This is a genomic window from Bartonella sp. AA18HLJMS, from assembly GCF_042197245.1.
Classification (GTDB): Bacteria; Pseudomonadota; Alphaproteobacteria; order Rhizobiales; family Rhizobiaceae; genus Bartonella.
Genome location: NZ_JBHIRP010000014.1, coordinates 32,525 through 45,184 on the forward strand (window position 1 = coordinate 32,525; position 12,660 = coordinate 45,184).

Sequence of the window (12,660 nt, forward strand, 5' to 3'; positions counted from 1 at the left end):
GCAGGAAAGATTTTTATCTAAAAAAAACAAAGAGATGAAATCATCTTTATTTTAAAAAATTTTTGTTACGAAAGACAAAATCCCCCGCTTTTCAGAGTCAAAGGTAAGGTATCTTTTTGTCTTTTAAGAGATCACGTTGCTTACTGTTTGCATCTTTACCTCAAAAGAAGATTTGCTAACAGCAACTTATATCTTACCGTAAAGCCGCAGAGCTTCATTCTTTGTGGATGTGGAATATGGCTATGGCCAAAACGCTTATTACATCATTAGAGATTTGTATTCTGTGGCTCTTTTTCTGTGTTGTGAAACAGAAACAGTTTTTCCCTCTGTTGCTACCAAGCTTCTCTCAAACCTCTCGTTTAGGGTTTCGCCTTTTTTGTTTACTTTCTCCTGTGCTGCTTCTGGGTTGGCTTTTAGATATTCCCCAAGACGTCTTCTTCCTTGCACGTGTTTGTAAAAAGAGGTTGGAAGATATGTATCTAACTTTTCAGGAGATAGAGGTGTATCTGGTTCACATAATACACCCTTAACATTATCCTTATGCAGTCTTTCTAATTTTTGAGATTCGGTATGAAGCTTTTTAGCGAGCGCTAAGCTGAACATTCCACATTCAGAAGAGCTTCGCTGAATATCCATTTCTACCATGGCAAAAGAACAATTGGGCAACTCATGCGCTTTAAGAGCCAATTGTGTTCTTAATGCCAGCACTGCTGGTTTCATATTGTTGAGTGTTGTAGGTTCAAAAAATATCACGGAGGTTTTGTCATCGATGGTTTGATGATCAATCACTGAAAAATGGATTCCCCTGTCCTTTGTGTGAATGATAAATCTAGAAGATTGAACGCCGTTTTCGATGGCTTCTTTGAGTGCAAGGGCAAAGTCGTGAGATGACGCTGCCAATTGAAGACGCATGTCGGGATATTTACGATTTGCCTGATCGACCAAGGCTGGCATTAGTTTAAGGTCTGTACTTGCATAATCAGCTGTGAACCAACGACCCGTTGAGATATCATCCTCTAAACGGGCAACAATATCTTTTAATTCTTCACGATTGAATGGGATATTTTTGCCTTTTTCGCTACTGGGTTGTTCTAAATGTGCAGTAAGAGTGTCTAACGATGCATTTGCACTTGCTCCTTCTGGTGTTTGTGAGGAATGAGGGAGGGAAGAATCTTGTGGCTTCATACTATTAGCCTCCATATTGATAATCGATAGGTGATATTATCTTCTTCAATTCTGGCTAAACAATGTTTGCAGGAAAGATTTTTATCTAAAAAAAACAAAGAGATGAAATCATCTTTATTTTAAAAAATTTTTGTTACGAAAGACAAAATCCCCCGCTTTTCAGAGTCAAAGGTAAGGTATCTTTTTGTCTTTTAAGAGATCACGTTGCTTACTGTTTGCATCTTTACCTCAAAAGAAGATTTGCTAACAGCAACTTATATCTTACCGTAAAGCCGCAGAGCTTCATTCTTTGTGGATGTGGAATATGGCTATGGCTAAAACGCTTATTACATCATTAGAGATTTGTATTCTGTGGCTCTTTTTCTGTGTTGTGAAACAGAAACAGTTTTTGTCTCTGTTGCTACCAAGCTTCTCTCAAATCTTTCGGTTAGGGTTTCGCCTTTTTTGTTTACTTTCTCCTGTGCTGCTTCTGGATTGGCTTTTAGATATTCCCCAAGACGTCTTCTGCCTTGCACGTGTTTGTATAAACGAGCTGGAAGATATGGATCTAATTTTTCAGCAGGTAAAGGCGTGTCTGGTTCACATAACACACCCTTAATATTATCTTTGTGTAGTCTTTCTAATTTTTGAGCTTCGAGATAAAGCTTTTTGGCAAGGCTTAAGCTGAACATCCCACATTCAGAGGAGCTTCGTTGAATATCCATTTCTACCATGGCAAAATGAATATTCGGAAATTGGTGATGTTCAATGGATTGTCGCGTCCTTAATGCAAGTAGTGCGGGAAGCGTGTCACGCAGTAAGGTCGGTTCAAAAAAGATCAAAGATGTTTTATTATCAATGGTTTGATGATCGACAACCGCAAAATGAATTCCCCTATCTTGTGCGTTAACGATCAGCCTAGAAGATTTTATGCCCTTTTCGAGCGTTTCTTTGAGTGCAAGGGCAAAGCCGTCAGGGGGGCTTGTAAGTTTGAGATTCATCTCTGGATATTTACGATTTGCTTGATCGACCAAGGCTGGCATCATGTACAGATCTAAAATATCATAATAATTTTTGATCCAACTGCCATCGGCATTATGCTTTTCTAAACCGGCAATAATATCTTTTAATTCCGCACGATTAAAAGGGGTGTTTTTTATTTTTTCAATGTTAAGCCGTTCTAAATGTGCAGTAAGAGTGTCTAATGATGCATTTGCATGCGCCCCTTCAGGTGCACTTGCACCTTCTGGGGTTTGTGAGGAATGTGGTGGGGGAGAATCTTGTGGCTTCATAATCTTAGCCTCTATGTTGATGATCGATAAGTGATATTATCTTCTTCAATTCTGGCTAAACAATGTTTTGAAAAACAAGCCTTTGCATCTTGAAAGGTGAGGCGATGAGAGCATAATAATGCTGTTTTCATATTTTTATGCGTGTATTGCTCATCATTGCTGTGATGTATGATATTGGTATTTTATGGGGGGATTATTAGGGCGTTCTATTGAGAGCCCTTATTGAATACCACTTGTTTTGAAAATCTCAAAATTATAGAGTTGTTGGTGATGCAAATTGTGTAATGCAAAAGAAAACAGTCAGAAAAGGACGAAAGATACCTTCAAACCGTAAAGTTTTAAACATTGTCGCGAAACACACTGTTTATAACAGTCTATAATAACTTATAATAGTCTATGATAATGCGAAAATTTTATGATGAAATCTGGACGCAGAAAACCCCTTACCGCACCCATCATTAAATACGATTTTTCATATTCTGTCAACCGCAAAACGATTATTTTTCCTCCTTTATCGCGGGAAAAATCTACAGAAAAAAGCTCATTCATTGGCTATGCAGCAAAATATCTTGTTTTAATGGAAAAGTTTTTGATGTGGCAAAAAACATTTTCTCCTTTGAGAAAGGCGTGGACAAGATGAATGGAGAATCGTGGTTTTGAAATCCGTGGTATTTTATTGATGGAATTAGGAAGGCGGTGGTTGGAAGGTGTTTGTGGAACAAAGCTTTAGGTATTGCGCAGGGGGTGTTCCGAGGGGATGACGAGGTGGGGGACTCGTGGGTGCTTAGAGGCGTGATGGCTCTTCGAGTGGCTGTTGGGGTCTCTAAAGGTTTCTGTATAAAGATTTATTGAGTAAATGCTTTTTCTCCTTTGAGAAAGGAGGGGAAAGGTGAAGGGAGAATTGTGGTTTTGAAATCCGTGGTATTTTATTGATGGAATTAGGAAGGCGGTGGTTGGAAGGTGTTGCGGGGCAAAGCTTTAGGTGTTGGCGATTTGTGGGGGGTGATTGGGGCTGTGCTGGCTGTCGTATTAGTGGTGGTGTGATAGGTGTGGAGGGTTATCGGTGCAGTTGTTGATGAGGGAGGAGATTGTTGGTAGGGGCTTTTTCTTTCGTTTAAGGGATGATGCTTTTAATTGTGTCAAAAAATCAACGGGTTGTTTTAATGATAAGCTATTGATTTATAGTGGATATTTTATCGTTATTTATCTTGAATGAGAAACCCAGATTATGCTGAAATAAAAGCCATAGCTCTTGTCCGTCATAAGATCAGAAGAGCCATATAGAATTGTACAAGAAAAGACGTAAAATGACGATAATGAATTGTCTGAAGAGCTAAGGATGTCGCGATATTGGGTGAAGTGTATGATGAGGGTGGTTTGTTACAATGGGGGTAGAGGGAAGAATGTTGCTGTTTTTTAAAGAGGGGGCAATATTTATCTTGTCCATGCCGTGAAATATTGTCCTTTGAGGCATGGATTAAGTGAGGCACTGGTAGGTATAAGGTTAAGTCTCTTTGACAGTTGAAGTATTTTTTTAAAGGGCGTGGTGGATATTTTTAAGCTTGTTTGTTGTGCGCTTTAAGCTTGTCAATCCCATGAAATTTTATGAAAGGGCATGCTCAGTGGATCTCAAGTGTCACTTGCCAAAGGGGGACTTTATAAAGGCGCTGGTTATAAAGAGGCATGTTATAAAAGGAGGGGGAGAATCTTTATCCTGTGAGGGGGAGGAAATGATGGGTGTTTTAGCCAAGGCTCTTTTGGGTAGAACTGTCAAAATGTTTATAAAGGGCATCAAGAATAATACGCAACGAACCAACAAGATTAGGCAGCGGTTGATCTTCTATAACAAGATAGTGTAATGCCGCATGGAAGTTGTGTTGACGATGTAGATATTGTGCTTCTTTAATCGCTTCTTGCATAGCTTCATAGTGTTTCGTTGCTCTTTGGACCCATTGCTTTTTTGCTTTCTCATCTGATGCGCTGTGCGTAAAACCATCATAATAACCGTTTGGTAAACCTTTTGCACATAAATAGTCGTTTCTAATTTGCAAGTATTGTTGCGCCGTGTCATATTGCTCTTTACTGATGCCTGATGAAGCCTCTTTATAGCCAAGCAAACAAAGACGCCCAATATAGGTTCCGACAAGCGGATTTTTCGCTTCTTCGAAGCTTAAACCAAAGTGTTTTGCACGCATTTCAATCGCAGATTGAAGCGCAGATTCGCTGGAATTTTGGGCACGTGAAATACAGCTATTGGGCTCTCGCTTTCCTGTTATTTTCGATCTACCGCGTTTTTTACGTATTTTCATGAACTTAACCATTTGAATGAAAAAGAAACTGTCTGTTGATGGGGGACAGTGATGTAAAAAGCACTTGGCGCAAATATTGGGGGGAGCAAATACTTAAGAGGGGGAAAATACTTAAAAAGAGGAAAATACTGAGGGAGTGAGCAAATACTGGGAAATATCAGCCGTTGCAGATCAAAAAACAAACGATACTAAAGGCGTTTTAAATGCAAAGAAAAGCAACGGTGTGGGGCGAAAAAATCATCTTTAAGGTGGTTTCTTACCTTTTTTATCTTATCCCTATCAGTCTTATCTTCCGCCCCTATCATGCTTATTTTTTTATTGCTAGCGGATTATTTGCTTTTTAAATATTTCTTAACTGTTCTTGAGAGATTGAAGGAAAATTTTTGTCAAATGTGAATGAAAAAATAACAATGGATTTCAAGGGCATGTCATCGTCTTTCTAATAGGAAGTTTTTTCTAATGGGATTATTTGTCTCTTTTTTCACGAGCGCTTTGTGGAAATTTTTCAATTCCACTTTTGAAAGGTCATTGTTTTCTTAAGTTGGAAGCTTTTTATTTGGGTTCTCTTATTTTTTTGTTGTTGGGCGCTTTCCCAAGATATTTGATATACATCACGCTGTTAAGCATACCTTTATCCTTTATAGGAGATATATTGTCTTCTGTTGAGTGGCAGAGAGCGGCAAAAAGCAAACCTCCACATTCTATTATAATAGCATAAGATGCCCTATATTTTCAAATAAAATATCGTTTATCGGCTTAAAATAAACTGTGAATGATCTCGCTATTTTGTTTGGTGTATCCTTTATAAGTATCCTTTATAGAGTATAAAATTTTCCGTTTTAATGGATCTCATCATAAGACGAGGGGATGTCGTTTAAAGGACGGAATGCATTATCGAAAGAGGCTGTTTTTATAAGAAGAAAATGCCTTTATAAAAAGATGCTTTTATAAGAGATGCCTTGATGAATGTAGGGGCTATACAAATGTAGGGGCTGTGAGATATTTCATCTTTAATGAAGAATTTTTAAAATGAAGCCTTTTTGATTAAGAAGCTTTCAAATGAGGATTAAGGTTGTTTGTCGCACGTTTTTTATACTGGATAATCGATTGCTTGTTTGACTTTGTTTTGTGTTGCTTTTTAAAGAGCCATGTCTTAGGGCTCTCTTTTGCCCATTTTGCAAGGGTGCTCATGAAGGGTATAACGATAAAGTCCCCAATGAAATCCATATAAAGTTTGAATAATATAAAATCTATTGCACACTTCCATTTTTACGCTTGTAAAGAAGAAAGTCTATAGCATCACACATTTTGCCAGCTCTCATTGTTGAGACAGCCCTTGGCATTTGAGGCGCTTCCTTAGAGGCATTTATCATCCTTTCTTAATGTTTTACTCTATATGGCTCTTTCTGCTTGTAACGCACAAGAGACATGGTTTGGGTTGATTTAATATGGAATAGGTTTGGAATAAGACAATCCTACGGTATTTAGGGTTCTCATTTAATATGAAAAACAATAAATTGTTATAAATCAGCGTATTGTTTGTAAACTTTACACATCAGATATTTCTTAGATTGAATATTTTTGCTTGTTGAGTTTTGTGAAACATTGTCTTTTGAAGTGTGGGTAATAGATAAGAGGACACAATGGCATTTGTGCTTGTAAGGTTTAGGGATTGTATGTTGTCACGTATGAGAAATTTTAAAAATAGACTTAAAGGGGCTTATAGCGCGTGTTTCATGGTTAAAAGAGTGCTAGATAAACCGGTTTTGCTGGTTGCATGTTCTCAAAGAGTGAGTGGGCATGTTAGAAGTGAGAAAATATCCGTATGATCGAAGATAAATCACAACACCAATCTGCCCATAAGGGAAATACGGCTTTTGCGTCACAGCCCGTGTTAAATCAGTGTGCGGTTTTCAAAAAATGGACGGCTCTCTCAAGAAAAGATTACGTCATCATTTTGTGTTTGGCTATCCTCTTGTTGGTGCTTTTTGCCGCGACTGTCTATATGAATCCTTTGGAGTTTTTTCACGTTATATCCAAAGAACAGTTTCAAGCACTGGGACAAATGGAACAAGGAGATCTTCGAAAAATGATTAAGGAGATCTTGAAACAGCCTTTTGAAAATAATCCTGCAATCGTGTTTTTGCGTGACGCGGGATGGAATAGTGTTTGGGCTTTTTTATGTCTCTTGCCGCAAATGATTTTTGGTGTTCTTGTGGTGTTCTTTCCACTCTTTTTTGTCTTTAACGCTATCTCTAAACGGGAGGTGAAGGAAATGATGAAGCTGTGGGATACATTGCCAGAGCAGCAACAGCTAGACAACCAATCTCTCAACAAAACACAATAGGGAAACAAGTGGCTGCTTCTTTTATAAGTACTTTTGTAATTTTGACCACAGTATGGTGGAGTACTGTCATGTTTCTCGGGGAGATCATGATACTTTTTTCTACTCTGATGACAATCTTGGTACTTTATTATTCTTTGATAAAACGGACAATATTGTTGTGTGGGATGCGGCGGAAATTAAAAAAGGGTGCATTGCAGAATTTGGGGCATAATCAGAAAGTCAGCATAGGACAAAATACAGTTTGTGCAATAAAGTTCAGCCCCCTTTCTTTTCAAGAATCTTTGGAACTTTCAAGAAAAGATTATTGTATCATCTTTTTTCTAGCTTTCATTGTGATTGTGGTTTTCGCAGTTTTGCTCGCTTTTTTTGCTTTTTTTCCAAAATCTGTGATTTTTTTACACAATTATATGCCTCTATTGTTTAAGGTTGGCGTTTTTGGCATGCAGCTGCTGTTTTGGTTTTGTGCGTGTATTGTTGTCGCTTTACCTGTCATTTTAATCTTCCATAGTCTCCTTCATTATGGCGTGAAAAAAACAATAAAGAAATTAGAAATGGTTGCTTGAGAAGAGAATAAAAATAATGATTTCACATCAATGCGATAGGGGAAACACGTGACTATTGTTATAAAATTTTTGGCTTTTTTAGGGTTCACCATCATTGCCATTGTAATGTTTATGGTTATGATCCGGCTTCCTTACCGGTTGATCAAGCATATGAGGTTATCTTTTAAACTCTCTCAAGACTTGAAAAAGAGTACAACGCAAAAAAAGCAAGCCATACAACAATTGTGCAATGATCTGGGAGAAATGAAAAGACACAATCTCGCCCATAAGACCCTTGATGCGACAATGCGCTTTCTTAACTTCAAAGAATTTCTGCCTCTTTCTTCGAAAGAATGTAAAATAATCTTTTTTATCTTTATCCTCTTTACTGTTTTGCAATCTGCTTTCTTTGTCGCAAATTTGGTATGGTGGAAGAGCGATATGGTCGGCGTTATCATGCAGCTGTTGAGCATTCTATGGTTTGGGCTTCTTCTCTTTTTTCCGATCATTGGGATCATGTGCGTAAAATTAACGAGAAAATTAAACAAAAAACTTCAACAATTGAAAGAAGCAATACAACAACGCGATCAGGCAATCCGTATGAAGAATGGGCGTGGAGGATAAAATGACCAGTAGTCTTATAACATTAATGGCCTTTTCTTTCCTGTTCTTTATGGTCTTAAATGTTTTATTGTGGGTGCCAATCGTTGTCATTTATTACCTGTTTATCAAGCGTGCGCGGTTGTATTGCCGCGTGAAAAAGGAACTGAAATGCGTGCTGAATGAACGCGATATCGCCTTAAAACAGATCTCTCAAAAATAAAAAGCAGCTTTCTCTTGTTTGGCAAGACTATAAAAAAATATGCTATCTTTCTACGGTCATGGCGACTGCTCCAATAGTTATAACTGTTGTCGTTAAGATATGGAGAGGGCAGGACTTTGTTTCTCTTGTCGTATTCGAGCCACTGGCATGGCTGCTTGCCTGTACTTTTTTATTCTTACCGATTGTTTTTATTATGCGCTTTATCGTGACCCGTCAGTTGAACAAAATGATACGGCAATTAGAAGAAGAGGTTGAGCAGAAAGGAGCTCCCGTCATATTATACGATGTGAGTGAGGGGAAAGTGAGCGAGGGGAAAAAGTGAAGAGAGGCTTTCGTTGAGCCTTGCTTTTGACTTGTTCATTAAGGAGCATGGGTGTACTTCTCGTTTTATGCTTTTTTATATTTGTGTCGTGTTTTTTAAAGAATTGAGGCTCTTGCTTGAGTAGGATTCTTGCTTGAGTGCTGAGAGGAAAGTGAAGAGAGGCTTTTGTTGAGCCTTGCTTTTGACTTGTTCATTAAGGAGCATGGGGTGCACTTCTCGTTTTATGCCTTTTTATATTTGTGTCGTGTTTTTTTAAAGAATTGAGGCTCTTGCTTGAGTTGGTGCTCTTGCTTGAGTGCTGAGGGGAAAGTGAAGAGAGTCCGCTCTTGGACTTTACTTGCTGTTTCTGTTCTCTTAAAGAGAGAAAATCTTGTAACTTATTTTCTTTTTATCAAGCATAAAAATGTGTTTTACCAAGCGATATTGAGAGCGAAAAATCTATACTTAAAGCAAAAGATATTCTGGTGTTTGGGGAAAAAAAGCCCATTTTCTTGCAGGTGGAGAGGCAAGACGCATAGAGAAGGTGAGCCAAAAGCACACGTTTTGCTCCATAGAAAGTGTAACAGTGCTTTTAAAGAGCTTGGGGTGGAGGGGGAAAATTGAAAGAAAAGAGGGACATCTATTTATTTACGAGACCGTTATTTATTTACGAGACCGTGAAGGACAGTTTCTCTCTCTGGATGAAAAAGGTTTTGTGCAATTTGGTTATGGAATTGTGAGAGGCGCTGGTATTCATGCGGCGGCTTGCCAAATGATTAATCCTTATCATTTTAGGGCTTTATCATTTTTGGGGGGCCAGATTGACAACGAGGCATTGAGGCAAAGGGGTGGATTTTAAGGCAAAGGGATTGAAATTTCTTGAGGAAGAGGTAAGCGTAAGGCATTTATGCTGTGTACTTGAGGAAGTTTTTGATGAGGCAATGAATGAGGTTGATCTGGGACTGAGGTTGATCTTGTCTGCGTGCTTGGCTTTCAATATGCGGGCACCACCTTGGGGATAGGGGGGGTGGCTTGTAAGCGCCTCACGTATAGTGCTTCATGTATAAGCGCGTATAGGGCAAATGAACAAAATACGTAGAGGGGATTTATAGTACTTGCATTACTCTGAGAAGGGTGCTAAGCGAATTTACCGCGCTGGTGGCGTGCTATCAAATATTGAAGAGTGGGAATTTTAGAAGTGGGGGAGTATCCGTATGATCGAAGATAAATCACAACATCAATTTGCCCATAAGGGAGATAAGGCTTTTGTATCGCAGCCAGTGTTGGATCAATCAGAAGCTTTCAAAAAATTGACGGCTCTTTCAACAGGCGATTATATCATCATTTGTTGTTTGGCTATCCTCTTGTTGGTGCTTTTTTCCGCGTCTGCCTATATGGATCCTTTGGAATTTTTTCACGTTATATCCAAAGAACAGCTCCAAGCACTGGGACAAATGAAACAAGAAAGTCTTCAGGAAAGACTTCAGGAAAGTCTTAAACACCCTTTCCAAAATCCTATAATTCAGCATGTTCTTGATGCGGGGTGGAATAGTGTTTGGGCTTTTTTATGTTTCTTACCGCAAATAATTTTTGGCGTTCTTTTTGGTTTTTGTCCGCTCTTTTTTGTCTTTAACGCCGTATTTAAACGGGATGTGAAGGAAATGATGCTACAATGGGAAACCTTGCCAGAGCAGCAACAGCTAGACAATCAATCTCTTAACAGAAGACAATAGGGGGAAAAGTGAGTGCTTCTTTAATCATTGGAATGTTGATTGCCGTAGGAACGGCAATTTTTATTTGTTCTGCAATTTTTATGGTATTCCTTTCTACCGTGGTGACAATCGTTGCACTTTATTATTCGTTGATAAAACGGACAATCTTGTTATTGGTGACGCAGCGAAAATTAAAAAAGGGTGCAGCGCAGAATTTAGGGCATTATCAGGTAGAGGGTAGAGGACAGAGGACAGTTCTTGCAACACAGTTGCGTGCCTTTTCTTTTCAAGAATCTTTGCTTCTCTCAAAAAAAGATTATTTTATGATCTTTTCTATCGCCTTCGTTATGGTTGCACTTTGCACAGGTTTTGTCGTTTTTTCAGCTTTTCTTCCAAAATCTGCGGTTTTTTTGCACAATTACGTGCCTATGATAGTGCTTCACATTATTGATTTTGTCATGCGACTGCTGTTTTGGGTCTGGACATGTATTGTTGTTTCTTTACCTGTCATTTTAATTCTCCATAGTTTCCTTCAGTATGGCGTGCAAGAAACAGTAAAGGAATTAGAAACATTTGTTTGAGCAGAGAATAAAAATGATGATTTCACATCAATGCGATAGGGAAAAAAAGGGAGCATTATGATGCAGCATTTGGTTTTTTTAGGGTTCATTATCATTGCCATTTTAATGGTTATGGTTATGGTCAGGTTTCCTTACCTGTTGATCAAATATATCAGGTTATCTTTTAAACTCGCTCAAGGCTTGAAAAAGAGTACGACGCAACAAAAACACGCCATACAACAATTGCGCAATGATCTGGGAGAAATGAAAAGACACAATCTCGCCCATAAGACCCTTGATGCGAAAATGCGCTTTCTTAACTTCAAAGAATCTCTGCCTTTTTATTCAAAAGAATGTAAAATAATCTTTTTTATCCTTATTCTCTTTTCTGTTTTGCAATCTGCTTTCTCTATTGCAAATTTTGTATGGTGGAAAAATGATAGTGTTGCCTTTATCATGCAGCTGTTGAGCCTTATATGGTTAGGGGTTCTTCTCTTTTCTCCGATCATTGGGATCATGTGCATAAAGTTAACAAGAAAATTGAACAAAATACTTCCACAATTGGAAGAAGCGATACAACAACGCGATCAGGCAATGCGTATGCAGAATGTGGAAGGGGGACAAAATGACGAGTAGTCTTATAACATTAATAGCCATTTCTTTCCTGTGTTTTACGCTCTTAAGTGTTTTAATATGGGCGCCAATCGTTGTCATTTATTACCTGTTTATCAAGCGTGCGCGGCTTTATTGTCGCGTGAAAAAGGAACTGAAATGCGTGCTGAATGAACGCGATATCGCCTTAAAACAGAACTCCCCAAAATAAAAAGCAGCAGAATGTTTGATAAAAAACAGCTTTCTCTTGTTTGGCAAGACTATAAAAAAATATTCTATCTTTCTACAGTCATGGCGACTGCTCCAATAGTTATAACTGCTGTCGTTAAGATATGGAGAGGGCAGGACTTTGTTTCTCTTGTCGTATTCGAGCCACTGGCATGGATGCTTGCCTGTACTTTTTTATTCTTACCGATTGTTTTTATTATGCGTTTTATCGTGACACGTCAGTTGAACAAAATGATACGGCAATTAGAAGAAGAGGTTGAGCAGAAAGGAGCTCCCGTCATATTATACGATGTGAGTGAGGGGAAAGTGAGCGAGGGGAAAATGAGCGAGGGGAAAATGAGCGAGGGGAAAATGAGCGAGGGGAAAAAGTGAAGAGAGGCTTTTGTTGAGCCTTGCTTTTGACTTGTTCATTAAGGAGCATGGGGTGCACTTCTCGTTTTATGCCTTTTTATATTTGTGTCGTGTTTTTTTAAAGAATTGAGGCTCTTGCTTGAGTTGGTGCTCTTGCTTGAGTGCTGAGAGGAAAGTGAAGAGGGCTTTTATTGAGCCTTGCCTTTGACTTGTTCATTAAGGAGCATGGGGGACACTTCTCGTTTTATGCCTTTTTATATTTGTGTCGTGTTTTTTTAAAGAATTGAGGCTTTTGCTTGAGTAGGATCCTTGCTTGAGTGCTGAGGGGAAAGTGAAGAGAGGCCGCTCTTGGACTTTACTTGCTGTTTCTGTTCTCTTAAAGAGAGAAAATCTTGTAACTTATTTTCTTTTTATCAAGC

General features: G+C 38.6%; 16 protein-coding genes. 13 read left to right on the forward strand and 3 right to left on the reverse strand.

The features are described from left to right. Positions 1 to 258: 258 nt before the first annotated feature. Both ACFINW_RS07775 and ACFINW_RS07780 read right to left on the reverse strand, forming a co-directional pair. The gene (locus ACFINW_RS07775; RefSeq protein WP_375674059.1) at positions 259 to 1,185 is read right to left on the reverse strand and encodes a YopJ/AvrA family T3SS effector serine/threonine acetyltransferase; all 927 of its coding nucleotides are present in this window, start codon (positions 1,183 to 1,185) and stop codon (positions 259 to 261) included. A gap of 326 nt (positions 1,186 to 1,511) precedes the next feature. Then, positions 1,512 to 2,456, reverse strand: a complete 945-nt coding sequence (locus ACFINW_RS07780) for a YopJ/AvrA family T3SS effector serine/threonine acetyltransferase (RefSeq protein ID WP_375610230.1) — start codon at positions 2,454 to 2,456, stop codon at positions 1,512 to 1,514. Positions 2,457 to 2,871: 415 nt separating this feature from the next. Here ACFINW_RS07780 and ACFINW_RS07785 point away from each other — a divergent pair, with 415 nt between their 5' ends. Together ACFINW_RS07785 and ACFINW_RS07790 are read left to right on the forward strand one after the other, a co-directional pair. Further along, the gene (locus tag ACFINW_RS07785) at positions 2,872 to 3,096 is read left to right on the forward strand and encodes a hypothetical protein (protein ID WP_375640896.1); all 225 of its coding nucleotides are present in this window, start codon (positions 2,872 to 2,874) and stop codon (positions 3,094 to 3,096) included. Between the two features lie 292 nt (positions 3,097 to 3,388). Beyond that, positions 3,389 to 3,532 carry a hypothetical protein gene (locus ACFINW_RS07790; RefSeq protein ID WP_375674061.1) on the forward strand — a complete coding sequence of 48 codons (144 nt, stop codon included), beginning with the start codon at positions 3,389 to 3,391 and terminating at the stop codon, positions 3,530 to 3,532. A gap of 666 nt (positions 3,533 to 4,198) precedes the next feature. Here ACFINW_RS07790 and ACFINW_RS07795 read toward each other — a convergent pair. After that, complete coding sequence (locus tag ACFINW_RS07795) at positions 4,199 to 4,765, reverse strand: hypothetical protein (RefSeq protein WP_375621576.1); 567 nt, start codon at positions 4,763 to 4,765, stop codon at positions 4,199 to 4,201. Positions 4,766 to 6,590: 1,825 nt separating this feature from the next. On the opposite strand from ACFINW_RS07795, the gene ACFINW_RS07800 reads away from it, so the two are divergent. The 11 genes from ACFINW_RS07800 to ACFINW_RS07850 all read left to right on the forward strand — a co-directional run bounded on the left by ACFINW_RS07800 (position 6,591) and on the right by ACFINW_RS07850 (position 12,262). Further along, positions 6,591 to 7,112: a hypothetical protein gene (locus tag ACFINW_RS07800; protein ID WP_375613261.1), complete on the forward strand. Its 522-nt coding sequence runs from the start codon at positions 6,591 to 6,593 to the stop codon at positions 7,110 to 7,112. A gap of 8 nt (positions 7,113 to 7,120) precedes the next feature. Next, entirely contained in the window at positions 7,121 to 7,675 is a 555-nt protein-coding gene (locus tag ACFINW_RS07805) for a hypothetical protein (protein ID WP_375621574.1), read from the forward strand. 48 nt (positions 7,676 to 7,723) lie between these two features. Then, complete coding sequence (locus ACFINW_RS07810) at positions 7,724 to 8,278, forward strand: hypothetical protein (RefSeq protein ID WP_375674063.1); 555 nt, start codon at positions 7,724 to 7,726, stop codon at positions 8,276 to 8,278. A gap of 1 nt (position 8,279) precedes the next feature. Further along, entirely contained in the window at positions 8,280 to 8,477 is a 198-nt protein-coding gene (locus ACFINW_RS07815) for a hypothetical protein (protein WP_375647100.1), read from the forward strand. Positions 8,478 to 8,535: 58 nt separating this feature from the next. Continuing rightward, a complete protein-coding gene (locus ACFINW_RS07820; RefSeq protein ID WP_375640892.1) occupies positions 8,536 to 8,799 on the forward strand; it encodes a hypothetical protein in 264 nt (87 codons plus the stop codon). Between the two features lie 565 nt (positions 8,800 to 9,364). After that, a complete protein-coding gene (locus tag ACFINW_RS07825; RefSeq protein WP_375674065.1) occupies positions 9,365 to 9,637 on the forward strand; it encodes a hypothetical protein in 273 nt (90 codons plus the stop codon). A gap of 355 nt (positions 9,638 to 9,992) precedes the next feature. Beyond that, positions 9,993 to 10,511 carry a hypothetical protein gene (locus tag ACFINW_RS07830; RefSeq protein WP_375621570.1) on the forward strand — a complete coding sequence of 173 codons (519 nt, stop codon included), beginning with the start codon at positions 9,993 to 9,995 and terminating at the stop codon, positions 10,509 to 10,511. A gap of 8 nt (positions 10,512 to 10,519) precedes the next feature. Then, positions 10,520 to 11,071, forward strand: a complete 552-nt coding sequence (locus ACFINW_RS07835) for a hypothetical protein (RefSeq protein ID WP_375674067.1) — start codon at positions 10,520 to 10,522, stop codon at positions 11,069 to 11,071. A 57-nt stretch (positions 11,072 to 11,128) separates the two neighbouring features. Further along, on the forward strand, positions 11,129 to 11,686 hold the full coding sequence (locus ACFINW_RS07840) for a hypothetical protein (RefSeq protein ID WP_375621568.1): 558 nt from the start codon (positions 11,129 to 11,131) through the stop codon (positions 11,684 to 11,686). Further along, positions 11,676 to 11,873, forward strand: coding sequence for a hypothetical protein (locus ACFINW_RS07845; RefSeq protein WP_375674069.1), 198 nt, complete (start codon positions 11,676 to 11,678; stop codon positions 11,871 to 11,873). Before ACFINW_RS07840 ends, ACFINW_RS07845 begins: the two co-directional genes overlap by 11 nt. Before the next feature lie 11 nt (positions 11,874 to 11,884). Continuing rightward, entirely contained in the window at positions 11,885 to 12,262 is a 378-nt protein-coding gene (locus tag ACFINW_RS07850) for a hypothetical protein (RefSeq protein ID WP_375674071.1), read from the forward strand. Positions 12,263 to 12,660 lie beyond the last annotated feature (398 nt).

Coding starts and splice junctions, on each gene's coding strand:
- ACFINW_RS07845 (WP_375674069.1), top strand. CDS start 11,676: ATGACGAGTAGTCTTATAACATTAATAGCCATTTCTTTCCTGTGTTTT.
- ACFINW_RS07830 (WP_375621570.1), top strand. CDS start 9,993: ATGATCGAAGATAAATCACAACATCAATTTGCCCATAAGGGAGATAAG.
- ACFINW_RS07790 (WP_375674061.1), top strand. CDS start 3,389: ATGGAATTAGGAAGGCGGTGGTTGGAAGGTGTTGCGGGGCAAAGCTTT.
- ACFINW_RS07775 (WP_375674059.1), bottom strand. CDS start 1,185: ATGAAGCCACAAGATTCTTCCCTCCCTCATTCCTCACAAACACCAGAA.
- ACFINW_RS07840 (WP_375621568.1), top strand. CDS start 11,129: ATGATGCAGCATTTGGTTTTTTTAGGGTTCATTATCATTGCCATTTTA.
- ACFINW_RS07795 (WP_375621576.1), bottom strand. CDS start 4,765: ATGAAAATACGTAAAAAACGCGGTAGATCGAAAATAACAGGAAAGCGA.
- ACFINW_RS07780 (WP_375610230.1), bottom strand. CDS start 2,456: ATGAAGCCACAAGATTCTCCCCCACCACATTCCTCACAAACCCCAGAA.
- ACFINW_RS07815 (WP_375647100.1), top strand. CDS start 8,280: ATGACCAGTAGTCTTATAACATTAATGGCCTTTTCTTTCCTGTTCTTT.
- ACFINW_RS07800 (WP_375613261.1), top strand. CDS start 6,591: ATGATCGAAGATAAATCACAACACCAATCTGCCCATAAGGGAAATACG.
- ACFINW_RS07820 (WP_375640892.1), top strand. CDS start 8,536: ATGGCGACTGCTCCAATAGTTATAACTGTTGTCGTTAAGATATGGAGA.
- ACFINW_RS07850 (WP_375674071.1), top strand. CDS start 11,885: ATGTTTGATAAAAAACAGCTTTCTCTTGTTTGGCAAGACTATAAAAAA.
- ACFINW_RS07785 (WP_375640896.1), top strand. CDS start 2,872: ATGATGAAATCTGGACGCAGAAAACCCCTTACCGCACCCATCATTAAA.